The sequence below is a fragment of the Rhizobium sp. RHZ01 genome (assembly GCF_014851595.1).
Lineage (GTDB): Bacteria > Pseudomonadota > Alphaproteobacteria > Rhizobiales > Rhizobiaceae > Rhizobium > Rhizobium altiplani.
Genome location: NZ_JACUZZ010000022.1, coordinates 1 through 24058 on the forward strand (window position 1 = coordinate 1; position 24058 = coordinate 24058).

At 59.1% G+C, this 24058-nt stretch carries 19 protein-coding genes and 4 pseudogenes; 19 read left to right on the forward strand and 4 right to left on the reverse strand.

Going from position 1 to position 24058, the window contains the following annotated elements:
- Positions 1-125 precede the first annotated feature (125 nt).
- Positions 126-413, forward strand: a pseudogene (locus tag IB248_RS21140) (LysR substrate-binding domain-containing protein); the annotation flags it as partial.
- 209 nt (positions 414-622) lie between these two features.
- Here IB248_RS21140 and IB248_RS31840 read toward each other — a convergent pair.
- A pseudogene (locus IB248_RS31840) lies at positions 623-944 on the reverse strand (NADP-dependent oxidoreductase); the annotation flags it as partial.
- 108 nt (positions 945-1052) lie between these two features.
- Between IB248_RS31840 and IB248_RS21145 the strand changes: the two are divergent.
- The 12 genes from IB248_RS21145 to IB248_RS21200 all read left to right on the forward strand — a co-directional run bounded on the left by IB248_RS21145 (position 1053) and on the right by IB248_RS21200 (position 16346).
- On the forward strand, positions 1053-4451 hold the full coding sequence (locus IB248_RS21145; RefSeq protein ID WP_192241598.1) for an AAA domain-containing protein: 3399 nt from the start codon (positions 1053-1055) through the stop codon (positions 4449-4451).
- A gap of 195 nt (positions 4452-4646) precedes the next feature.
- Positions 4647-6326, forward strand: a complete 1680-nt coding sequence (locus IB248_RS21150) for a glycoside hydrolase family 3 N-terminal domain-containing protein (protein WP_192241599.1) — start codon at positions 4647-4649, stop codon at positions 6324-6326.
- A gap of 449 nt (positions 6327-6775) precedes the next feature.
- Positions 6776-7957, forward strand: a complete 1182-nt coding sequence (locus IB248_RS21155; protein ID WP_192241600.1) for a muconate/chloromuconate family cycloisomerase — start codon at positions 6776-6778, stop codon at positions 7955-7957.
- Between the two features lie 14 nt (positions 7958-7971).
- Entirely contained in the window at positions 7972-8262 is a 291-nt protein-coding gene (gene catC / locus IB248_RS21160; protein ID WP_192241601.1) for a muconolactone Delta-isomerase, read from the forward strand.
- Positions 8263-8332: 70 nt separating this feature from the next.
- On the forward strand, positions 8333-9271 hold the full coding sequence (catA, locus tag IB248_RS21165; RefSeq protein WP_192241602.1) for a catechol 1,2-dioxygenase: 939 nt from the start codon (positions 8333-8335) through the stop codon (positions 9269-9271).
- A gap of 95 nt (positions 9272-9366) precedes the next feature.
- Complete coding sequence (locus tag IB248_RS21170) at positions 9367-10725, forward strand: Rieske 2Fe-2S domain-containing protein (protein ID WP_192241603.1); 1359 nt, start codon at positions 9367-9369, stop codon at positions 10723-10725.
- Complete coding sequence (benB, locus tag IB248_RS21175; RefSeq protein WP_192241604.1) at positions 10722-11234, forward strand: benzoate 1,2-dioxygenase small subunit; 513 nt, start codon at positions 10722-10724, stop codon at positions 11232-11234. Before IB248_RS21170 ends, benB begins: the two co-directional genes overlap by 4 nt.
- A 37-nt stretch (positions 11235-11271) precedes the next feature.
- The gene (gene benC / locus IB248_RS21180) at positions 11272-12297 is read left to right on the forward strand and encodes a benzoate 1,2-dioxygenase electron transfer component BenC (RefSeq protein ID WP_192241605.1); all 1026 of its coding nucleotides are present in this window, start codon (positions 11272-11274) and stop codon (positions 12295-12297) included.
- Positions 12294-13079 carry a benzoate diol dehydrogenase BenD gene (gene benD, locus IB248_RS21185; protein ID WP_192241606.1) on the forward strand — a complete coding sequence of 262 codons (786 nt, stop codon included), beginning with the start codon at positions 12294-12296 and terminating at the stop codon, positions 13077-13079. Before benC ends, benD begins: the two co-directional genes overlap by 4 nt.
- 43 nt (positions 13080-13122) lie before the next feature.
- The gene (locus IB248_RS21190; protein WP_192241607.1) at positions 13123-14454 is read left to right on the forward strand and encodes an MFS transporter; all 1332 of its coding nucleotides are present in this window, start codon (positions 13123-13125) and stop codon (positions 14452-14454) included.
- Between the two features lie 85 nt (positions 14455-14539).
- On the forward strand, positions 14540-15331 hold the full coding sequence (gene pcaD / locus IB248_RS21195; RefSeq protein ID WP_192241608.1) for a 3-oxoadipate enol-lactonase: 792 nt from the start codon (positions 14540-14542) through the stop codon (positions 15329-15331).
- 79 nt (positions 15332-15410) lie between these two features.
- Positions 15411-16346 (forward strand): LysR family transcriptional regulator, encoded by a 936-nt coding sequence (locus IB248_RS21200; protein ID WP_192241609.1) that lies wholly within the window; start codon positions 15411-15413, stop codon positions 16344-16346.
- Between the two features lie 551 nt (positions 16347-16897).
- Here the strand turns inward: IB248_RS21200 and IB248_RS21205 are convergent.
- Together IB248_RS21205 and IB248_RS21210 are read right to left on the reverse strand one after the other, a co-directional pair.
- Positions 16898-17377, reverse strand: a complete 480-nt coding sequence (locus IB248_RS21205) for a DUF3597 domain-containing protein (protein ID WP_192241610.1) — start codon at positions 17375-17377, stop codon at positions 16898-16900.
- A 248-nt stretch (positions 17378-17625) separates the two neighbouring features.
- Positions 17626-17838: a hypothetical protein gene (locus IB248_RS21210; protein WP_192241611.1), complete on the reverse strand. Its 213-nt coding sequence runs from the start codon at positions 17836-17838 to the stop codon at positions 17626-17628.
- 140 nt (positions 17839-17978) lie between these two features.
- On the opposite strand from IB248_RS21210, the gene IB248_RS21215 reads away from it, so the two are divergent.
- The 3 genes and pseudogenes from IB248_RS21215 (at position 17979) to IB248_RS21225 (ending at position 21464) form a co-directional block, all read left to right on the forward strand.
- Complete coding sequence (locus IB248_RS21215) at positions 17979-19664, forward strand: cache domain-containing protein (RefSeq protein ID WP_192241612.1); 1686 nt, start codon at positions 17979-17981, stop codon at positions 19662-19664.
- Between the two features lie 380 nt (positions 19665-20044).
- Positions 20045-20912: pseudogene (locus tag IB248_RS21220) on the forward strand (PAS domain S-box protein); the annotation flags it as partial.
- Between the two features lie 303 nt (positions 20913-21215).
- Entirely contained in the window at positions 21216-21464 is a 249-nt protein-coding gene (locus tag IB248_RS21225) for a hypothetical protein (protein ID WP_192241613.1), read from the forward strand.
- A gap of 356 nt (positions 21465-21820) precedes the next feature.
- Here the strand turns inward: IB248_RS21225 and IB248_RS21230 are convergent, their stop codons facing one another.
- Positions 21821-22183: a helix-turn-helix transcriptional regulator gene (locus tag IB248_RS21230; RefSeq protein ID WP_348648610.1), complete on the reverse strand. Its 363-nt coding sequence runs from the start codon at positions 22181-22183 to the stop codon at positions 21821-21823.
- Positions 22184-22185: 2 nt separating this feature from the next.
- Here IB248_RS21230 and IB248_RS21235 point away from each other — a divergent pair, with 2 nt between their 5' ends.
- The 3 genes and pseudogenes from IB248_RS21235 to IB248_RS21245 form a co-directional block, all read left to right on the forward strand.
- Positions 22186-23076 carry a LysR family transcriptional regulator gene (locus IB248_RS21235; RefSeq protein ID WP_192241614.1) on the forward strand — a complete coding sequence of 297 codons (891 nt, stop codon included), beginning with the start codon at positions 22186-22188 and terminating at the stop codon, positions 23074-23076.
- Between the two features lie 163 nt (positions 23077-23239).
- Entirely contained in the window at positions 23240-23494 is a 255-nt protein-coding gene (locus IB248_RS21240) for a type II toxin-antitoxin system Phd/YefM family antitoxin (RefSeq protein WP_062369244.1), read from the forward strand.
- Positions 23494-23751, forward strand: a pseudogene (locus IB248_RS21245) (type II toxin-antitoxin system VapC family toxin); the annotation flags it as partial. The gene IB248_RS21240 and the pseudogene IB248_RS21245, both read left to right, overlap by 1 nt.
- Between the last annotated feature and the right edge of the window lie 307 nt (positions 23752-24058).

Sequence of the window (24058 nt, forward strand, 5' to 3'; positions counted from 1 at the left end):
AGCTCTGAAGGACATGGCCGCTGAGGGCCAAACCGACAATTCGGATTGCGCCGCGTTGCCTTCCTTCAACCCGGTGAGGATACCGCATGCTCAACCCCTCTTGACGGATGGAATGCGATTATACAACCGAGCGCTACTTCAATGAGAAGTTCGCGGAATACGACCTCACCGCCAACATTGCCTTCAGCTGCGATGATACCTATGCGCTGGTGTCGCTGGTCTCTGCCGGGCTTGGTATCGGCTTTGCCCCGGAATGGACACTGGATCTTCCCAATCGCGGTTTAGAGCTGAAGAAGGTACGCGGGATCGACTTCCGGATCGGGCTTGGCATCGCCTGGAACAGGGAGGACCCAACCGCTGGGCGCGACGACATCGTCGACATCGCACGGTCGCTGGCAAGGGCAGGGCGGTAAGGATCGGAGCAGGTCGATCATCCCGTCGTCGAGGTTATGAACGACGGACGACCTACGAGAGCACAAAAAACTGACTATGCGCCAATCCGCATGACCGCCCAATTTGCTGATGGGATGGATGCCAACCTCTTCGACTGCATCGCAATGTATTCGCAGGCTGCAGGCATTCCGCTAGCCGCCGAGCCAAGCGGGCATCTCAATTTTTGATGTTATTCGCTGACACGTACAATCAGCTTCCCGAAATTCCTGCAGCAGGCCGATGAAGGCCCCGGGGTATTCTCCAGGCCATCGACGATGTCCTCGCGGAATTTCAGGCGGCCGTCGGCCAGCCATGCCGACGCCTCGCTGAGAAAATCGGGCCGCTGGTCGGCGAATCGCGCTGAATGAAGCCACGCACCGTCAGGTTCTTGCGAAGCACGGCTCGCATGACGCCGGGCAGGCGATCAACGCCCTCTGCCGGCCGTTGTTATTGTGGGCAATCAGGCCACAGACGGGTATGCGTGCGAAACCATTGAGAAGCGGAAAGACCGCTTCGGCATCCCTTTACTGACGTTTGCCGGGGCGGGATGGACTACATTGTGCTTTTTGTCTTGTATGTTTGCATCCTACCTTAGGCAAACCGCGAGTATCGCAGATATCATGACTGCAAGCATCCGAGATAATCTGCGCTACTGGCGAACTTCGCTTGCCGACGGCGCGCTGGGCGAAGGAAAATTCACGCAGTCTGACCGCAAGCGTTTCGTCGAAATCTCTGCGGCCGCCCTGAAAACTGGCTTGCTGCCCGAAGAGGTCTTGGACCGGTTGTTCCGAGACCAGACTTCGGCCAAGACGGTCGCCGTTCGGTTCTGGCCTCTGGTTGCGGCGCGAAAGTCTTCGCACGGGGCAGTGCGAGCGGGAGGGTTCCCTGAAATCGTCGCACCGGTCGTGACAGAGGCGACAGTTGATCGAGATGGGCAGATCACTCCAACGCGCAACGCGCTTGCTCGCGATCTGCTGACGCCTCTTCCTTTTGGTGAGTTTGCCATCGGTTCTGTCGATGCCCTGGACAAATTCCTAACCGAAACGCCTCTGCCGGATATGTCAGCTACCGGCGGCTGGGAGAGTTACCTTGGCCATTGCAGGAAGATGGTGGATGCCGTTTCGCAGGGTTGGCCACGCGGGGATGCGGATTATCAGCCGATCGGTTCCGGGTTTCTGGAACCGGCCGAGGATGCAAATGTGACAGTGCGGGGTATCCTCGACCTGTATGACAAGCTTCTGGCCGAGACACCCGAGACGCCATTGCTGAAGCAGGTTGCCCGGCCGGAGGGGGGCGCCGCGGACCCGGACCATCGAATTGAACAGGAGTTTTCCCGGCGACTTGGTCACTCAAACCCGAACTTCCCGTTGGCCCAACAGCAAAGGCAAGTGCTGGCTTGGCTGGATGCCTCCGCGCCGGGAGAAGTGATCGCCGTGAACGGCCCGCCAGGGACCGGCAAGACCACCATGCTGCTATCGGCCGTGGCGGGCCTGTGGGTGCGTGCAGCGCTTCGCGGTGAGGACCCGCCGGTGATCGTGGCGGCGTCTTCCAACAACCAAGCAGTGACGAATATTATCGACGCTTTCGGAAAGGACTTCGATAGGGGAGTGGGTCCGTTTGCAGGGCGGTGGTTGCCTGAGGTGGAAAGCTTCGGGATGTTCCTTGCGTCGCATTCTCGACGTCTTGAAGCAGCCCGTCGCTACCAGACCGAAGAGTTTCAGGTCGAGCGCGAGACCGTCGTCTATGTCGAGCGCGCCAAAAAAGCCTATCTGCAGGCGGCGAGGTCGGCATTTCCCGAACTTGGCAACCCCGATGTGGAGTCTGTGGTGAAGGCGCTGCAGAAGCGGATGGCGGGTGAGGTAGACAAGCTGGCGCAGATCGACCGTGCCAACAGCGCGTATCGCGCGGCGCGCTCTGCTCTTGAAACAAGCCTGGGCACCGACCCGGATGTTACTGAGGATCTGCGCGTTGAAGAGGCCGCGAACCGAACGGCCGCTGTTGAAAAGCTCCGGGAGGCGAGGGCTGCACTGGACCAGCATCTGGCGTCTGAATCCTCGCTGGTCATGTTGGTGGGCTTCCTGACTTCTGTGAAAGAGAAGCGCGTCGCGCGAGCGCGACTTGCCATTGGCGATCTTATGCCAGGGTTGGAGACTGCCAGACGGGTTTCAGAGATCGAGGACAGGATTCGAGCCGAGCTTCGGACTGGGGAAGAGGCGCTGCAATCCGCGGAACAGTCACTCGCAACGGCCAGAGCCCTGCGTCTTAGTTTCCAGGAGGCGGAAAGAAGCTGGGCTAGTGCGCGAGAGGTCCTGAGCGGCGCTAATGACGTCGCAGAACTGGAACGTCAGGCAGATCTGGATCTTCGGTTCTCCCTCTTCCTTCTGGCAACGCATTACTGGGAAGGTCGCTGGCTTCTGGCAATGGAGGCTGATCTTGCCGGGATCGTCACCTCCAAAGGCAAGAACGGAAAGGCGACAGTCATCCCCCGCTGGCACCGCCGCATGATGTTGACGCCTTGTGCCGTGGCAACATTTGCCAGCCTGCCAGGCAAGATGACGTACACACGCCGTGACGGTGGCAAATGGGCGACCGAGTATCTCTTTAATTTCATCGACCTTTTGATCGTCGACGAAGCCGGTCAGGTCTTGCCAGAAGTTTGCGGGGCGTCTTTCTCTTTGGCGAAGCGCGCCTTGGTGATTGGTGATACCCAACAGATCGAGCCGATTTCATCGGTTCCCCGGCCTGTGGATGTGAGCAATCTCCGAAGCAGTGGCCTTCTCCCGAACGAATCCGGCATCGACACCCTTGTCGACCGCGGGATCTGCTCGACCAATGGCAGTGCCATGCGCCTTGCACAGCAAGCCTGCCGTGTGTCGCCTTACCCGGATCTCGAGAAGGGTCTCTATCTGTTCGAACACCGGCGTTGCTACGACGAGATCATCAGCTTCAGCAATGCTCTGTGCTACAAGGGAAAGCTGCGACCGTTACGGGGAAAGGCGCCAGCAGACGCTGGTCTTCCAGCGCTTGGATATCTGCATATAGACGGCCGTGCACATACCTCGGGGAGCAGTCGCTGCAATCCGCTCGAGGCGCAAACTATTGCTGCTTGGCTTGATGCCAATCGGGCTGGACTGGAGGCTCGCTATGGCCGGCCGTTGGAAAAGATTGTCGCCATCGTAACCCCGTTTGGCCGACAGGTTCGCGAAATTCGGGACGCATGCGTCGGCCGAAGGATTGCGGTCGAAGGGCGCGATGGCATGACCATAGGAACAGTGCACGCGCTGCAGGGCGCCGAACGACCAATTGTGATCTTCTCGCCCGTCTACTCGAAACACGCAGACGGCGGTTTCATCGACGCGTCGCCCAGCATGCTGAACGTGATGGTCTCACGGGCAAAGGATAGTTGCCTTGTGTTTGGCGATATGGATGCTATGGCGGCCGCAAAAGCCGGGTCACCAAGGGCAATCCTCGCCGACTTCCTGTTCGCGTCAGAGAAGAATGCGCTTGAGTTTGCGGTCGAGCCGCGCGACGACCTGAAGCAGGGGGACAGTCAGATTCAGATGCTGCGGGATGCTGCGGGGCACGATGCTTTCCTTCTGGATGCGCTGTCCGGCGGTGGTCGCCGCTTCACTATCGTCAGCCCATGGGTGATCGCATCCACAATGGAACGCCGTGGGCTTCTGGCCGCCTTCGAAGCCGCTGTGCAGCGAGGCGCCGAAGTCGACGTGTTTGCTGATCCGCTGCTCAACCAAGGCCAGGCTCCTAATGGACTGACTCAGATGGAAGCGGTCGAGAAGGCTTTCTCAAAAATCGGGGTTCGGCTGCACAAGCTTCCGAAGCTGCACAGCAAGATAGTGGCGATCGACTCGGACCTTCTTTGCATTGGCTCTTACAACTGGCTCAGCGCCGATCGACGCGGCCAATACGCACGCCACGAAACGTCGTTCGTTTATCGAGGGCGACATCTGGAGGAAGAAATCAGCACTGTCGTTGGCAGCCTGCGGCGCAGAGTGGCATAGTGGCTAAAGGCTCGGCGGACACGCCGTAACTCCAGATATCGGCTAGTCAATTGCCTGAGTAGGCGGCGGCAGTCGGCAAATGCAGCTCGAATGAGGAGGTAGGGCGGTATTTCCTTGGTTCGGAGCTGCACGATATGGGTATTGTGCAAATGCGAACGTGACCACCGGTCGACGTGCCACCTTGGGGAGAGAATCATGACGGCCTACGACGAACTTCGCAAAGCGCCTTTCAACCTCGATGAGCCTGCGATCCTTTGGGTTCGTGACGTTTATGCCTCGCTCGACGTCGACGATAAGATAGGACAACTCTTCATCTTGATCATGATCGGGACCGATGAAGAGGAGTTCAAACGCATTGGTACGCTAAAACCTGGCGGCGTAACCCGCTTCTTTACGCCCGATCTTGACTTCGAGCGGCGTGTCATTTCCGACCTCGTGTCAAGGAGCAAAGTTCCCCCTATCATCAGCGCCGACCTCGAAGGCAGCCGACATTCATTTGCATTCGGCACCCCGGTGCTCGGCCAACTTGGGCTTGCGGCTGTTGACGATGTCGAGGCAACAGAGAGAAGTTCGGAAATCCTGGCACGCGAAGGGCGCGCAATGGGTGTTCGTTGGTCGTTCACGCCAGTTATTGACATTAATGCCGCCTTCCGATCACCGATCGTCGGTACCCGTTCTTATGGCTCCGATGTCGACAAGATCGAGCGTCATGCGGTTGCCCATGTTCGTAGTCTCCAACGAAATGGTGTGGCTGCCACCGCGAAGCATTGGCCTGGCGAGGGATACGACGACCGCGATCAGCACCTTGTTACCACGACAAATCCGCTTTCGGTGGAGGCGTGGAAGAAAACCTTCGGTCGCCTCTACAAAACCCTGATCAACGAAGGCGTGCTGGCTGTAATGAGCGGGCATATTTCGTTTCCAGCCTATGTCCGATCGAAAGTGCCGGATGCCGATCTTGAAGCCTTCCGACCGGCCTCGGTTTCCCGGTTGTTGAACGTTGACCTCCTGCGGAACGAACTCGGCTTCAATGGCCTCATCGTCTCCGACGCGACACCCATGGGAGGTCTTTCAGCTTGGGGCCACCACACAGAGACAATGCCTGACATCATTGCCAATGGCTGTGATATGATCCTCTTCAGCGATGCGCCTGAGAAGGATATGGCTGCGGTCAAGGCCGCCGTTGAAGACGGCCGAATTACCTCTGAGCGGCTCGAGGCAGCCGTACTGCGCGTGCTGGCGCTCAAGGCGCACCTCAAGCTTTTTCAGTCGTCGGATGTTCTACCTGAGGCCGCCGAAGCGCGCCGCCTGCTTGCGCATCCGGACAACGTGGCCGCATCGAGGGAGTTCATCGGACGATCGCCGACGCTCGTGAAGGATGTTCAAGGCATCTTCCCACTCCATCCGACCAAGACGAAGCGTGTGCTGCTGGTCGACGGGGGTATCATCCATCCGCTCATCCCGCAGCCTCTGAAATTTGTGCTTCCCGAGCTTTTGGAGAAGGAGGGTTTTGAAGTCACGATTGACCGACCCGACATTGTGCCATCGCCTGATGATTTCGATCTCGTGGTCTATGCGCTGGGCGATGAGTCGCTGCTCGTGCGGGGCAGGATATTTGTCGACTGGCATCGCATGGGGGGCGGGGGTCTCTTCAAGGCGATGTATCGGCCTTGGACGAATATTCCGTCAATAATGATCTCCTTCGGGCATCCATATCATCTCTACGATGCGCCACGGGTACCGGCCTACATCAACGCATATTCCACAATGGACAGCGTCCAGGAAGCCGTCGTTGACTGCATGCTTGGTCGCAAGCCCTTCGTGGGCGTGAACCCTGTGGATCCATTCTGCGGCCTTGAGGACGCGCACTTTTGAGCCTGCGCCGGACGCTCAATAAACACATGCTATCGGCACAACGATTGCAGTGGCAGGGATCGCGTTCCGATCAAAGTGCTCTTGTGGCGGCGACTTCCGGATCGGGCGTGGTATTGCCTGGAATAGAGAAGATCCGACCGCTGGCTGTGACGATATCGTCGACATCGCACGGTCGCTGGCCAGGGCAGGGCGGTAAGGAGCGAAGTTTCCGCAAGAAACCGCTCGCGCAAATGAGACATGCCGGATAGCTTAAAGCGGCCCGCAAGTCGCGGTTCTGCATGACATCACACCTGAATAAAGTGTTGAAATCACCGATGATCATTGAGATCGGCGACCTGGTCCAGCGCTCGGATTTCTGAGCTCGCACGCCACCTTACTATACCGCCAAGGTATGAAAACAAACCAAATCGGTGTTGGACGCAGATTGGATGGCCGGACAAACTGTCCCCATGAAAACGTCATCGACCCATCTCGCTCTGTCCGCCAGCCTTCACCCTCTTGTCGAGCGGGTTGAAACAATACTGGTCGATTTGCCGACCATACGACCGCACAAGCTATCAGTGACCACCCTGAACGGCCAGACGCTGATGCTGGTCAAAGTTCACTGCAGCGACGGCGTCGTCGGTATAGGTGAAGGAACGACGATCGGAGGTCTCGCCTACGGGGGCGAGAGCCCCGAAGGTATGAAGCTGGCGATCGATACATATTTTGCTCCGGTGATGGTCGGACAGGACGCAACTCGCATCCGCGCTCTGATGACCCGCGTCGGCAAGATGGTGAAGGATAATCGCTTCGCCAAGAATGCCATCGAGACGGCGCTGCTCGATGCGCATGGAAAGCGTATCGGCCAGCCGGTGAGTGAACTCCTGGGCGGCCGGCTGCGGGATCGTCTGCCGGTCGCGTGGACGCTCGCATCCGGCGACACCGCGCGGGACATTGCCGAAGCCGAAAAGATGCTTGATCTCAAGCGCCACAAGATCTTCAAGCTCAAGATAGGCGCAAAGAGCCTCTCCGCCGATATTGCTCATGTATCTGCTATCAAGCGCGCCCTTGGTGACCGCGGGGCGGTCCGTGTCGACGTCAACATGGCGTGGAGTGAAACGGAAGCAGTCTACGGCATGGACGCATTGGCCGCCGCAGGATGCGAACTGGTCGAACAGCCGGTGGCATCGTCGCAGGCGCTGTCGCGCTTAATGCATCGCTTCCAGGTGGCTTTGATGGCCGATGAATCCTTGAAAGGTCCCGAGTCAGCATTTGAGTTGGCGAAAATCCCCGGCGCGGATGTATTCGCGGTGAAGATTGCGCAGAGCGGCGGGCTCTTCAACGCACAGAGAGTTGCGTCGATCGCCGATGCTGCCGGCATCGAACTCTATGGTGGAACGATGCTCGAGGGTGCCTTCGGCACCATCGCATCGGCACATGCCTTTTCTACGTTCGAGAAGCTGCAATGGGGAACCGAGCTCTTCGGTCCGTTGCTTCTGACAGAGGAGATCCTGATCCGCCCCCTTGATTACAGCGACTTTGAGCTGACGGTTCCGGATGGACCGGGATTGGGGATAGAGCTCGACGAGGAGCGCGTCGCATTTTTCGCCCGTGACGGGCTTCGCAAGACAATCAGCATCGTTGGCTGAGTGGAGGTAATTCGATGCTTTTCCATGTCCGCATGCACGTAAACCTCCCGCACGATCTTCCCGCGTCGGAAGCGGAAGCGATCATCGCCAAAGAGAAGGCTTACTCGCAGGAACTGCAGCGCATTGGGAAATGGCGGCATATCTGGCGCATCGCCGGCGAGTACGCGAACTACAGCGTCTTCGACGTAAAAGACAACGCAGAGCTTCACGAGGTCCTGTCGGGGCTTCCGCTCTTCAAGTTCATGAAGATCGAAGTCTCGCCGCTCCTTCGACATCCATCATCCATACGCGAAGACGATAGCTGATCGCTTCGCTGGCGGCGTCTCAGGAGGAGACGGCGCTCAAAGTTCACATCACCCAAGTGGAGGAAAAGACATGAGTGTAAAGATCTTCGACAAGCCGGAAGTCCAGGACTTCCTGACCAAGGTTGCCGGTCTCGACAAGCCGGACGGCAATCCACGGGTCAAGCAGATCGTTCACCGATTGCTGTCCGACATCTACAAGGCGATCGACGACCTCGACATCACGCCGGACGAATACTGGACAGGGATTGCCTGGCTGAACGAGATCGGTGCGGCCGGACAGGCAGGCCTGATTTCGCCCGGCCTCGGCATCGATCATTTTTTGGATGAGCGGCTCGACGCGATCGACGAAGCATTGGGGATCAAGAACGAGACCCCTCGCACCATCGAAGGCCCCCTCTACGTCGCCGGCGCTCCTATCGCACATGGCTTTGCCCGTCTTGACGATGGCACGGACACCAATGGCCATACGCTCATCATGCACGGCACTGTCTACGGCGACGACGGAAAGCCGCTGCCGGATGCCACCGTCGAAGTCTGGCACTGCGATACCCGCGGCTTCTACTCCCACTTCGACCCGACAGGCAAACAGGCGCCCTTCAACATGCGGCGCACGATCGTCACCGACGATAAGGGCTGTTACAAGTTCCAGAGCATCGTTCCGAAGGGATATGGCGTTCCTCCGGGCAGCCCGACCGAGCAGGCGCTCTCCGCTCTTGGTCGCCATGGCCAGCGCCCGGCTCATATCCACTTGTTCATCAGCGGCGACGGTCATCGCAAGCTGACCACCCAGATCAACATCGCCGGCGATCCGCTTGTCAACGACGACTTCGCCTACGCCACCCGAGACGGGCTCGTTCCCGAGATCGTCGAGCATACCGACGAGGTCAGCATCAAGGCCAATAGTCTTTCCGGCCCCTTCGCCGAGATCAAGTTCGATATTCATCTGACCGCGCTGGTGGACGGCGTCGACAACCAGATCAACGAACTGCGCAAGCGCGCCGCGGCCTAGGAGCCACGCGGCGGCCCCGGCCGCCGCTTCCCGTCCCAAAACCGAAATTGTCGCTACGGCGGACCTTGAAGGGCGTCGCAGCGGGAGGAGAAGCCATGTCCACGATTATCGAGAAGGCACGAGATCTTGACCAACTGCTGGCAACCGCAGTTGAAGACGACAAGGAAGCTGGCGTGTTCCGTTGCCGCCGCGACATCTTCACCAATGCCGACCTGTTCGAACTGGAGATGAAGTACATCTTCGAGAGCAACTGGGTCTATCTCGCACATGAGAGCCAGGTTCCTGATAACAACGACTACTACACGACCTATATCGGTCGCCAACCGGTCGTCATCACCCGCGACAAGACCGGCGAACTGCATGCCGTGATCAATGCCTGCGCGCACCGAGGCGCGATGCTGTGCCGGCGCAAGCATGGAAACAAGGGCAGCTTTACCTGTCCGTTCCATGGCTGGACGTTCTCGAACTCAGGCAAGCTCCTGAAGGTAAAGGACGAAAAATCCAGCCAGTATCCAGCTCAATTCGCCAAGGACGGCTCGCACGACCTGAAGCGCGTGGCCCGCTTCGAGAGCTACCGAGGCTTTCTGTTCGGCAGCCTGAACGCCGATGTCGCCGAGCTTGAGGACTATCTCGGCGAGACCAAAGTCATCATCGACCAGATCGTCGATCAGGCCCCCAACGGTCTTGAGGTCCTGCGTGGCAACTCGTCCTACATTTACGACGGAAACTGGAAGCTGCAGATGGAGAATGGCTGCGACGGATACCACGTCAGCTCCGTTCATTGGAACTACTCCGCCACCATGGGTCGCCGCACGGAAGAAGGTACCAAGGCGGTCGACGCCAACGGGTGGAGCAAGTCTGTAGCCGGCGTCTACGGCTTCGAAAACGGGCACATCCTTCTGTGGACAAACACGATGAACCCCGAGGTGCGGCCAGTCTTCAGCGGTCGCGACGAGATTGTCGCACGCGTTGGAAAGGAGAAGGCTGACTTCATCGTCAACCAGACACGCAATCTCTGCCTTTACCCCAACGTGTTCCTGATGGACCAGTTCAGCACGCAGATCCGCGTGACCCGTCCTATCAGCGTCGACAAGACCGAGATCAGCATCTTCTGCTTTGCGCCGAGAGGCGAAAGCGAAGCCGACCGGACGTTGCGGATCCGCCAGTACGAGGACTTTTTCAACGTGTCCGGAATGGGCACGGCTGACGATCTTGAGGAATTTCGCGCGTGCCAGGCCGGCTATGCCGGCATCTCTGCGCTCTGGAATGACCTGTCGAGAGGCGCACCGCTTTGGATCGATGGCCCGGATGAGAATGCGAAGCGGATGGGCATCGAGCCGTTGCTTTCTGGAGAACGCAGTGAAGATGAAGGCCTGTTCGTTCGCCAGCACGAATACTGGGCCAAGGTCATGCGTGACGCCCTCTCGATGGAAAAGAGCGGAGGTGCGGCATGACCATTTCGTTTCCGGAAATCACCACGTCTTCGTACCAGGACATCTGTGCCTTCCTCTATCGTGAGGCAAGGCTGCTGGATGATCGGCAGTGGGATGAATGGCTGACCTGTTACACACCCGACGTGACCTACTGGATGCCGGCATGGGATGACGACGACCAGATCACCGACGATCCGCAGACCCAGATATCGCTGATCTACTATCCGAGCCGGGATGGTCTGGAAGATCGCGTCTTCCGGATCAAGACGGAGCGCTCCGGCGCTTCGACCCCGGAACCGCGCACCAGCCACAATGTCACGAACGTCGAGATTCTCGAGGACCGTGGTGAGGAGGTCGATGTCCGCTACAACTTCCACACGCTGAACCATCGCTACAAGGTCACCGACCAGTTTTTCGGAACCATGTTCGTCACCCTTCGAAGGGCCGGCGGCGGGCTGCTGATCTCGGACAAGAAGATCGTGCTGAAGAACGACTACATCCGCCAGGTCATCGACATCTATCACATCTGAGGGCCGGCTCGTGCAACCGCGGCCCGGAGGAGGAGCCATGTGCTATAAGATCGCATTGAATTTTGAGGACGGCGTTACCCGTTTCATCGGATGCAACAGCGGCGAGAAGGTCCTCGACGCTGCCTATCGCGCCAAGATCAACCTGCCGATGGATTGTTCCGACGGCGTGTGCGGCACCTGCAAGTGCCAGGCTGAAAGCGGCAGCTACGACCTCGGTGACGATTATATCGAGGACGCCCTGACCGCGGACGAGGCGGAGAGCGGTTTGGTGCTCACCTGCCAGATGAGAGCGACATCGGATTGCGTTCTTTCAGTGCCGACGACCTCGCTCGCCTGCAAGACCGGCCATCAGAAGTTTGCGGCGACCGTTACTGCCGTGACGCCACACCAAGATGCTGCGATTGTCCTTGAACTGGAAGTGGATACGGCATCCTCGCCGGCCTTCCTGCCCGGCCAGTACGTCAATATCGACGTTCCCGGCTATGGTCAGAGCCGCTCCTACTCCTTCTCTTCGGCGCCGGGCGACCAGCGTCTCGCCTTTCTCATCAAGCGGATTCCCGATGGTGCGATGAGCGGCTGGCTCGCCGGGGCAAAGCCAGGCGACAAGCTTGACCTGATTGGTCCGCTGGGAAGTTTCTATCTGCGTGAAGTGAAGCGCCCGCTGCTGTTTCTGGCCGGCGGCACCGGGCTTGCTCCCTTCCTCTCGATGCTTGAAACGCTCGCCCGCGCTGAATCTGACCAGACGATCCACATGATCTACGGCGTGACGCGCGATCTCGATCTCGTTCTCGTCGATGAGATCGAGGCTTATGCCGCCCGCCTGCCGAATTTCAGCTTCACGACCGTCGTGGCCGAGAATGCCTCCAGCCACCCGCGCAAAGGCTGGGTGACGCAGCATATGCCGGAAGAGGTTCTTCATGGCGGTGATGTCGACGTCTATCTTTGCGGCCCTCCGCCCATGGTCGATGCGGTGCGCAGGCACTTCGACGACAATGGTGTGAGGCCCAACAGCTTCTACTATGAGAAGTTTACGCCGAATGCGGTCGCGAAAGAGGCGGCATGACGATGACCAGCTATCGGGAACGCTTTGCTGGCAAGGTGATCGTTGTGACGGGGGCCGCGCAAGGAATTGGCCGCGCCGTGGCGCTGCGCGCGGCCGACGAAGGCGCTCGCGTAGTTCTGGTGGATCGTGCTGAGCTTGTGAGGGACGTGGCCCGCGAGGCGGGCGCCAATGCGGCCTCGTTTCTCGCTGATCTCGAGACCTGCGACGGCGCGTTGGAAGCCATGCGCTTCGCCGCGGAAACCTTCGGCGGAATCGACATATTGATCAACAATGTCGGCGGTGCGATCCGAATGCGTCCCTTCGAGGCATTCGAGCCGGTGCAGATTGATGCGGAAATACGTCGATCCCTGATGCCGACACTCTACGGATGCCACGCCGTCATTCCACATCTGCTGGCGCGTGGCGGCGGCACCATCGTCAACGTGTCGTCGAACGCAACGCGAGGCATTCACCGCGTGCCCTACTCGGCGGCGAAAGGTGGGGTCAATGCTGTTACCCAGTCGCTCGCAATGGAGTTGGCCGAACGGAACATCCGCGTCGTGGCGACCGCGCCGGGCGGCACGGAGGCCCCTGCAAGGTCTATCCCTCGGAACGCCGAAGGCGACACCAACGAGGAAAGGACCTGGATGGGCGAGGTCGTCGCGCAGGTAAAGCAATCGAGCTTCATGAAACGCTACGGCAGCATCGCCGAGCAGGCTGCGCCAATCCTGTTCCTGGCGTCCGACGAGGCCTCATACATCACTGGAAGCATACTGCCGGTCGCCGGAGGTGATCTCGGCTGACCACTTGTTCTTGAAAAATGCGTAGCAACTCGGGGAGGAGAAAATGCGCAACATCGATGTGAATGACGCAATAGACAATGCGCCCTTTGGAGCGTTTCAGTGGGCGGTCGTGGCGCTCTGCGCCCTTTTGCTTGTTGTCGACGGTTACGACGTCTTCGTGGCAGGCACGGTCCTGCCGACCTTGATCGCGGAGTGGGGCCTCTCAAAACCGCAGGCAGGTGCACTGCAGGCGTGGGCACTGTTTGGAATGATGTTCGGCGCGCTGGTCTTCGGGCCACTCGCCGACCGGATCGGTCGCAAGAAGGGCATTGCCATCAGTTTCATCCTGTTCACGTCGTCAACGCTTTTGACGGGATTTGCGAGTTCACCGTTCGAGTTTCAGATCTTCCGCTTCATCGCAGGATTTGGGTGCGGTGGACTGATGCCAAACGCGGTTGCCCTCATGAACGAATATGCGCCGAAGCGGCTTCGGGGGACGATGGTCGCCCTGATGTTCTCCGGCTATTCCGTCGGCGGAATGGTCGCGGCGGGGCTCGGTATCGAGATGATCCCGCTTTATGGCTGGAAGCCGATGTTCTTTGTCGCTGCGGTTCCACTCGTCGTATTGCCGATCATTCTATGGAAGCTTCCTGAATCGCTTGGTTTCCTCATTCGCCAAGGGCGCCAGGAACAGGCCAGGACGATTTACGCGAAGGTGGTGCCGACGGCGTCGCTTACACCTGCAGATCGGCTGGTCTTTTCGGAACACAAAGGCGCGTCCGCATCGGTTTCCGAACTGTTCAGGCATCAGCGTACGCTTCGCACTCTGATGCTGTGGGTGTCGTTCTTCTGCTGCCTGCTGCTTGTATACCTGCTTTCGTCGTGGCTCCCGAAGGTGCTCCAGGAGGCCGGCTATGCAGAGAAGGCGAGCCTGCTTAGCCTATTTTCGCTGAACTTCGGCGGCATGGTCGGCGCAATAGCGGGCGGCTGGCTAGGCGACCGGTTCGGCCTCGCCAAGGTTGTCATCGGTTTCTTTGCGGCCGCGTCAGCGTCCATCGCCCTGATCGGGTTCAACCTGGCGCCGGCGCTTCTTTTCCTGATGGTGTTCGTCGCGGGCGCCACGACGATCGGCACCCAGATCCTGCTTTATGCAAGCGTCGCCCAGCTTTACAATCTTTCCGTCCGCTCGACCGGCCTCGGATGGGCGTCAGCGGTCGGCCGCATCGGAGCCATCGTTGGCCCGACCTTGGGCGGCGTCCTGCTCGGACAGAACCTGCCGCTACAGCAGAATTTCCTGATTTTCGCCCTTCCCGCTGCTGTCTCGGCCGTGGCGATGGTGGTGTTCGCCCTCAGCAACAGCCGAAGAACCGCTTCAGTTCCGGCTGTCGCAGCTTAAGTAGACGTCGCGCGGCGTTCTTCCGCGCGACCCCTTGGCCCGGATCTCGGGCCGTCGTCACCGCCTTGATCGGAATCTTGATCGAATGCCATTTCTCGACCTACCCACCCACCGCCTCCATTTTCGGCTCGATGGCACTGATGACACTGCCTCCAGCAAGGAATGGCTGGTGTTTTGCAACTCGCTCGGCACGGACTTGCACATGTGGGACGAACAGGTCAGCGAACTCGCCGACGATTTCAGGATCCTGCGTTATGACCGTCGAGGTCACGGATTGTCATCGCCACCACCTGCGCCCTACGCACTCGATGATCTCGGCAGCGATGTGATCTCGCTTCTGGACGCCCTCGACATCTCCCGCGCTCACTTTTGCGGTCTCTCCATCGGCGGCCTCACCGGACAATGGCTTGGGGTCCATCACGGACCTCGATTTGGAAAGATGGTGCTGTGTGCCACCGCCTCCAGAATCGGAACGGCCGAGGGGTGGACCGCAAGGATCGGTGACGTCAGGACAAACGGTCTCGCCGCCTTGGTGCCCGCTACGGCCGAGCGGTGGTTTACACCGGATTTTGCCGCCGCCAACCCAGGCGTGGTGACAGGCGTGCTCGACAGCTTCTCGAGGACTTCAGAAGAAGGCTACCTCGGCTGTTGTGAAGCACTGAGGGATGCAGATTTGAGAGAGGAGATTGCCTCGATTTCCAACCCGATCCTTGCCCTGTCTGGTGCCGACGACGCCGTATGCCCGCCCACCGATCTCGAGAGCATCGCGCACGGGGTGCGCGACGGCAGGCATGTTTCTTTACCCGGCCGCCATATCGTCAACGTGGAAACTCCACACCCTTTCAATTCGGCAGTTCATGACTTTCTGCGCCGGTAGAAGCCGGGTTGCGCCATCTCACTGGACGGCTCGGCGACGGGCGGCGATAGTCCCAAACAATGTGTTGGGAGGCTGGCAGATGGATCTTCGACAACTGAGATATTTCGTGACGGTCGCCCGCGAACGGAATTTTTCACGGGCTGCCGAACTGCTCCACATCGCCCAGCCGCCGCTTAGCCGGCAGATCCAACAGCTTGAGGACGAACTCGGCGTAGTGCTTGTCGATCGTAGCCAGCGGCCGATCGCCTTGACGGAGGCGGGCCGCTTTCTCTACGAACAGGCGACTCACATTCTTCTGCGAACTGAATATATCATCGAGCAGACGCGCAAGATCGGCAGTTCGAAGCGGGAGCGATTTGTTATCGGTTGCGTCGGCTCCACGCTATACGGCGGCATCCCGGACCTGGTTCGCCGTATGCGGCATCTCTGGCCCGACCTTGACATAGAAATCCGGGAGATGATGTCGACGGAGCAGGTCAGCGCCTTGAAAGAGCGGCGTATCGATCTCGGTTTTGGTCGCGTCAGATTCAACGATCGCGAGGTGGAGCGTCTGACGCTTCGTGAGGAGCGCCTTGTCGTAGCGCTTCCAAAGCATCACCCGTTGTCTGCGTCTGAAGAGCCTATAGACCTCGCATCACTGGCTCACGAAACGGTCATCCTTTACCCGTCCGTGCCGAGGCCGAGTTTCGCGGACGAAGTTATGTCACTTTTCGCCGAGCTCGGAATTGCGCATTCGCAGATCGAGGAAGTTCGCGAAATCCAAACCGCCCTGGGAATGGTCGCAGCCGGCGCAGGGGTTTGCATCATCCCGTCAGCGTCCCAACGACAGCGGCCGGACGACGTGTCATATCGCACAATTCGGGACGAGAAGGCAACCTCACCAGTAATCATGAGCTATCGGTACAATGAGCCAAATTCCAAGGTGGAACAGATTAAGAATTTGATCCGCGAGATGTACGCCGACAATCCTCCGTGGCTTCGGCTCTCGAATGTAAAACTCCCGAATAAACCCTGAGGCGTTCAGTCCCCGTGGCGCACGCTGTATTGAACGATGTGCCCATTTTTTTGAGCCACTCTTGGAACGCGGAACATAGAGTTCGAAACGCATACCAATTATCCGCACCAATAATGGGCGGCAGGTTGCTCGGAAAGAAATGTCCACGATTGCAAAATGTTCCTGCAGGTTGCCTTGAGCCGGTTGGAGTTGGTTTACAAGCGTGACGGCAGATTGCTTCCGTTCTGGGGACGCCACAAACTCGACGCGATCGAACGCCCGACTGTTCGAGCCACACTTGCGCAAATGAAACCGGGACGATCGCGGTGATGCAGCGCGGTTGCGGAAGTCTCGATTTCGAAACGAGGTCGAACGCAGTTCGAGCCTGGTACCGATACTGCGAGGTTCGCCCTGACGAGCGCGCGTCCACGGTCCTTTGCAATGCGGCCGTTCAGTTGTTCAACGAGGGCCATTCTACCGCGGACGACATCGCCGCGATGTTGATCGGCGCCTATGTTGGACTGTACTCCACCAGAGTGAACGCTCCGAGCTCAGTGGAGCAAGATCGGGTTCTAGTCGAGCAGGTCGGGCGGCACCTTTCCGCCATTCGCGGACAACCGTTTCATCAGCGTCTTGTGGAGAAACGTGTTCATAGCCGCGCTATCGCTCTTGTCGCCCGAGTAGCCCAGCTCGGATGCCAGTTCCTTGCGCTCCTGCATGCTTGCGTCCATCCCCACGGCCTTCATCAGGTCGACGATCGAATGTCTCCAATCGAGTTTCTGTCCTGAACTCCTTGCGGCTTGATCGAGCACGTCCGCGATATCGATCGCGGGGGCCGGAGGCGGCGGAGGCGCACCAGTGGCCGGGTCGGTGACGATCGGCGGACGCTCGGCGATCTGATCCGACTGGGGTGCTCCTGGCCCCAGAGGTGGCACTGGATCAGCATCGGGCGCCGCTGGCGGTGTCAACGGGGAAGCGGAAGCCGCTTGAGCGGGCGTTGCTGCGTTGGCGTCGCCCAAAATCGCGTTGCGTATGCGTTCGAAAATACTCATCGACTGACTCCTTATTCGCGGTGAAACAAAAACACGATCGGAGGCATTCTGTTCCGTTGGAGGAGTGCGAGACGCCGAGACGACAGAGCGTCGGCAGGCCTGCGAAAGGGCCGCCATTTCGAAAGAAGGTCCGGCTAGCGGTTCCGCAACAGCAAGCCGAGACCCCGCTTACCTTCATGAGGAAAGGTTGCTGACGAGCGTCCAGGACTGTAATCCGCCTTCCGTCGACATCGCTGTGGAGGACGTGCCTAGAGTCCGATTTCCTGCGTTATCGCGTGGATCGACGCAACGCGCGTCTTCGCGGCCATCAGGATGTCCAGTTCAATCGATGACGGCCCGAAGCGATAGAACAGGTCCTCGGCCACGTCCGGATGAAGGCCGTACCGGCTCCGAAACTCCTCAAGGGTATAGGCGTTGCCACGCAACACCCGCCGGCGTTCAAAATCACGATCTGAATGCATTTCCCAGCTCCTCCCTTTCCTCGCGGAAATGATTGCGACGGCGGTTTGTTCCGCCAGATCTGGAGGTTGCGGGATTGAACTCACCGGATAGCCAAGGTTTCGCGCGCGTGCTACGACCTTGGGTCTGAGTGGGGGGCCACATGAAGCTGAAGCTTGTAGCGGTCGCAGCGGCGGCCCTCGCGCCCGTTGTCGCTATGCTCGTGTATAACGAGGTCGCGCTGCGTGCCCAGCGGAACGAAGAGGTGAGAGCCAACGCTGCGCAAGCCGCTCGTCAGGCTTCGTCAGAGGTCGACCGGATCATCGAAGGCGTCCGCGCCATGCTTGTCTCGGTGTCCGCCATGCCCGCCGTTCGTCATCTCGACGCCGCGAGTTGCAACGAGAGCTTGAAGTCTGTAGCGGAAAACGTTCCAAACGTCAGAACGATCTTCGTCCTCGATACAACCGGGAGCCCTGTCTGCAGCAGTCAGCAGATACCGGCCGGCACGACGTTCGCCGACCGTGATTATTTGAAGGGAGTCATCGTTTCTCGGCAGACGGTCGTTGGCACCTACACGATGAGCAGGATCTCGGATACGGCCGTGTTGCCGATCGCAATGCCGTTGATGGAAGGCGACAATCTAAAGGGAGTCGTGGTCACCGGCGTCCGGCTGGACTGGCTTCAGAACAGGATCACCGAGCGCGGCGTCTCCCCCGGCAATGCCGTGACGATAGCTGATGGAAAGGGGACGATCCTTGCGCGGGTGCCGTTTCCCGAACGGTTCGTCGGCACCGTCATTCCGGACAAATTCCAGTCGCTCATTCATGCCGACGAGCCTGGCGTCATCGATGTCACGAGCCAGGATGGTACCGAGCGGATCCTCGGATTCCGCCCGATCGCTCTGCCGGGCAGCCCGCTTTACGTCAGTGCAGGCTTCTCAAAGGAGGAGGCCTTCGCTCAGATTAACAGGTCGACACTCGCGAACATGCTTGGCATTGCGGGGGGAGTGCTGCTTGCTTTCGTCGCCGCGTTCTTCATCGGCAACAAGTTCCTGCTCGCGCCAATCGAACGCATCGCGGCGACGATGGACAGCTGGCGCAACGGCGAGACGAAGGCAAGGACAGGCATGAAGGGGTCCGATGAATTGTCCGCGGTCGGGGCGACGCTCGATGGCCTGCTGGAAGAACTCGACCGTCGCCGCCTCGAGAGCGAGCAGGCGGTTGAGGAGCGTGCTCTGCTGATGAAGGAGCTGGCGCACCGCGTCAAGAACGGCTTCACGCTCGTACAGGCGATATCCCGTCAGACCTTCTCGAAGGTGGAACCCGAACGCTACCGCTCCTTCTCCGAGCGCCTGACCGCGCTCGCCCGGACCTATGATTTGCTACTGTCGAAGGAAACCACGTCGTCGTCGGTGCGTGAAGTCACTGTGGCCGCAATGGAGGCTCATCTTGATGGCGGTTGCGAGCGCATTCGGCTCGAAGGACCCGACGTTGTCCTTGCCGCCGATCTCGCACTGCCGCTTTCACTCGTGGTGCACGAACTGGCAACCAACGCCACGAAGTACGGAAGCCTCTCGAACGAGACAGGAAAGGTTTCGATCGCCTGGCGCAAGGAGCGCGAACGGCTCGACCTCACCTGGACCGAAAGCGGTGGTCCTCCTGTCGGCGCGCCTGCCCGGAAGGGCTTCGGCTCTGTCCTGATCGAGCGAGCTTTCCCGTCGAGGGCGCGATCGGTGTGCCGGACTGACTATCGCCCCGACGGACTCGTCTTCGAACTTTCGTTCACAACAACGGAACCAGAGCCGCGTTTGCAAGTTTCGACAAATGGAGCTGCGGAGCAGAGGACGTGAGAAAGAAGCCGAAGGTAGGTATCGATCGTCGAGGATCATTCGCCAACGAGGTGAGGAGCCGGTCTGATGACTGCGTTGCAATGTCGGTCGGAAGAGAAACTCGGGAGCGTTGCCTCCGGAGAGTCCCCAGTTTCTCTTCCTCTGGCGTTCGAGCAAGGCCAAATGGCTGCTCGGTCCCCGCGGCCCGCCATTTCGGGTCAGGTCGCGAGCCAGCCATGAATTGAATATTAGGCAAGAGCGAATTGATGGAAACGTATTCTTCGGCAATGGGTTAACGCCGGAGCGCAATCACGGGCTCAATGTCTTGCTTCCAGTTGGACTTGGGCTTGCGAATCCAGGGCGGATAACTAGTTACCTCGAGAAACACGCAATCGGAATTCCGCATGACCATCGACCTTTTAGAGCGTAGGCAGACCGAAGATCCGAACCGAAGCGAGGAGCAGTTTCGCGTGCTGGTCGAAGGCGTGATCGACTATGCCATCTACATGCTCGATCCGAACGGTCACGTATCGAGTTGGAATGCGGGCGCCCGCCGCATCAAGGGATACGAACCCGAAGAGATCATTGGTAGGCATTTCTCGCAGTTCTATACCGACGAGGACAAGGCCGACGATCTGCCAAGAAGAGCGCTAGAAGTCGCCGCATCCGAGGGCCGGTTCGAAAGAGAAGGCTGGCGGGTCAGAAAGGATGGGACGCGCTTTTGGGCAGATGTCATCATCGACCCTATTCGGGCAGAAGACGGCACGCTCATCGGCTTTGCCAAGATTACGCGCGACATTACGGAGAGGTGACAGACGCAGGAAGCACGAGCGAGCACAGCTCGAACTCTTCCAGGCCCAAAAGATGGAAGCCGTAGGCCGGCTCATGGGCGGCGTCGCGCACGACTTCAACAATCTACTGATGGCCATTCTAGGCAGTCTCGAGATCGCGAAGAAACGGGCTCTCGCCGGTCAGGATCTGATCGAGAACGCCATCCAAGGGGCAAAACGGGGCGCGGCCGTGACACAGCGGCTGCTTGCCTTCTCCCGCAAGCAGGAACTCAAGCTTGAGCCGGTCGACGTGTCCGACCTCGTGAAGGGAATGGCGGGCCTGCTTCAGCGGTCGATCGGCCCGTCGATCGAAATTGTCACGAGTTTCCCGCTGGCTCTGCCGAAAGTTCAGGCCGACGCCAACCAGTCGGAGACCGCACTCCTGAACCTGGTCGTAAACGCACGCGACGCCATGCCTCTCGGGGGCGTCATCACGCTCTCGACGGCCGCATAGGGATGACAATCGGAACAGTCCACGCGCTTCAAGGCGCTGAGCGATCCGTCGTGATCTTCTCGCCCGTCTACTAGATACATGCTGACGGTGGTTTCGTCGACGCTTCGCCAAGTATGCTGAACGTGATGGTCTCGCGGGCAAAGGACAGTTGTCTGGTATTTGCCGATATGGACGTTATGGCGGCCGCGAAAGCCGGGTCGCCAAGGGCTCTCTTCGCGGACTTCCTGTTCGCGTCAGAGCGGAACGCGCTTGAGTTTGCGGTCGAGCCGCGCGAGCGGTCAGATTCAAATGCTTCGAGATGCAGCTGGGCATCATGCCTTCCTGCTGAATGCGCTGTCTGAGGGTCGACGCCGCTACACCATCGTCAGCCCGTGGTTGATCGCTTTAACGATGGAACGAGTTGGAATCCTTGCGGCCTTCAACGCCGCCGTCCAGCGGGGCGCCGAAGTCGACGTGTTCGCTGATCCGCTGCTCAACCCCGGCCCTGCTGCCGATGGATTGACTCAGATGGAAGCGGTCGAAAAGGCATGCTCATAGATTAGGGTTCGGCTGCACAAGCTCCCGAAGCTGCATAGCAAGATCGTAGCGATCGACACTGACCTTCTTTGCGTCGGGTCATACAACTGGCTCAGCGCCGATCGAGATGGTCAATACGCGCGCCACGAAACGTCGTTCGTTTATCGCGGACGGCATTTGGAGGAAGAGATCAGCACCATCGTTGGCAGCCTTCGCCGAAGAGAGGGGTAAAGGCCAGAACCTTGTTTATGGTGCAGCCATCCAGTTGAAACCGCGATGAGCGCTGCTCAAGATCCAGATCTGCGTAATGTAGGGGTCGCGGGTTCGTATCCGCTCAAGAACACCAAGCAAACTCGTACATGTATCCCTGTCCACGTCTAATGCCGATCCTGCGATCGAAGGCGGACGCCTATTCCTCCATCGGTAATCTCACCTTCACTCTGAAAGGTTATGCCTGCGGCCTCGAAGGTGAGCGTCAATAGACGAAGGTTGCTGTCGCGCATCTCTCCCCCTCTTTCGAATGCTCGAATGGATACCGCGCTGATCGAAGTCTTCTCGGCGAGGTCTTTCTGGGTCCAGTCGAGAAGCGCCCTAGCTGCGCGGCACTGAGATGGTTTGAGCATAAAACTTTCTATTTTCGCAAGTTGAGAGTTGAAAAAGAAACTTAAGCGTGCTATCTGGCTATAACTTATCTTTTGCGAAGCATCGTGGCAATGAAGCACACGTGCGGCGGAGCTCATTCATGGAACTACGCCAACTCTCCTATTTCAAAGCGGTGGCCGAGGAACTGCACTTCGGCCGGGCGGCAGCCAGGATGCGCATTGCCCAGCCGGCACTCAGCAATCATGTGATGTCGCTGGAAAGGGAGCTTGGCTGTCCGCTGTTCATCCGTTCGACGAGAAGGGTGGAACTGACCAGGGCAGGGGAGACGTTCTACGATCGCTGTGTGCGGATCTTAAGCGACATCGACCTGACCACCGAACTGACGCGGGCAGCCGGCGGCAGTCGCATCCGCCAGATCAGGATCGGCAGCATCTACCCGGCCACCATGGGCATGCTGCCGACCTTCCTTGCCAAGATCGCCCGCAAGTATCCCGATGTCCGCATCCACATCGCGTCGGGCAATACCGGCGAGATCATCCGCGGCCTGGAGACCGGCCAGCTCAATCTGGGCTTCATCCGCCCGGTGGAAAACATCGGCTCCTTGCGCTTCGTCTCGCTTGCGCATGAGCGCTACTACCTGGCGGTTGGCCATGCCAATCCGCTGGCAGCCAAGGAGGAGATCAGCATCGACGATCTGCGCAATCAGAAGATCATCGCCTTTAACAGGCAGAACCTGTCGTTTTCGGAACGCTACTTCAATGAGAAGTTCGCGGAATACGACCTCAACGCCAACATTGCCTTCAGCTGCGATGACACCTATGCGCTGGTGTCACTGGTCTCTGCCGGGCTTGGCATCGGCTTTGCCCCGGAATGGACGCTTGATCTTCCCAATCGCGGCTTTGAACTGAAGAAGGTAAGCGGGATTGACTTCCGGATCGGGCTTGGCATTGCCTGGAGCAAGGAGGATCCAACCGCTGGTCGCGACGATATCGTCGACATCGCACGGTCGCTGGCTCGGGCAGGGCGGTGAGCGCTCGAGAGTGTGCCTGCGCTGGTGCCGACTTTTCCGCTGCTCCGGCGGATTGCCGAGCTTGGCTAGGCAGTTTTAGCTTAGCCCGAGGGGCCTGCCCCTTACAATTCCAGTTTACGCGAGCTAGATGTGGTTGCGTAACCACGAAGGTTGGAGGCTCGTCATGACTGTTACCATGCTTTCAGGCCGAGAACTCAATCAGGACCTCGGCCGCGCAAAGCGCGCCACCAGGGATGGACCGGTGATCATCACCGACAGGGGTCGGCCTGCGCATGTCCTCCTGTCGTTCGATGAGTACAAGCGGCTTATCGGTAAAATGCGGACGCTCGGTGACATGCTGGCCGCGCCCGGAGCGGATGATGTTGACTTACCGCTCCCGCAGCGCACGGAACATGCCCGGTCGGTTGACCTATCCTGATGCTGTTGCTCGATACCAATGTCGTGTCCGAACTGCGCAAAGTCGCGAGTGACAATGCTGATCCCAATGTCGTCGTTTGCAACGAAACCGTCGATCCGGCCGAGACCTTCATTTCATCCGTAGTCCTGCACGAGCTGGAGATCGGCGTTCGGCTGGTGGAGCACAATGATGCAGTCGCCGGCAAGGTGCTGCGCAACTGGTTGGAAAATACGGTCCTTACGGCATTTTCCGGCCACATCCTGCCTCTCGACGAGGCTCCGAGAACTGCTGAGCTCTTCCGATGAATCAAAGGCTTAGCCATCTCAATTCGAGGCCCTTCGGTTCGGTTCCGTTCAAGACCTGCGAAGCCTCCAGCTAAAAAGGTGGCAGTCATAGCCGACACCCGCAGTCGACCTCTTGGAAAGCAGCCCGACCAACCCAATCGGCCAGCGTGGAGCGGACGAGGTCCTCAGGTGCAGGCAGAACAAGCTTTCTCTGCCGCGCTATCGTTCGCCAAGTCGAAAGGCGGTTCCCCGCAACGGGCCGAGGCTCTCCGACACGATCTGCGCATTGACTTCATCAGGC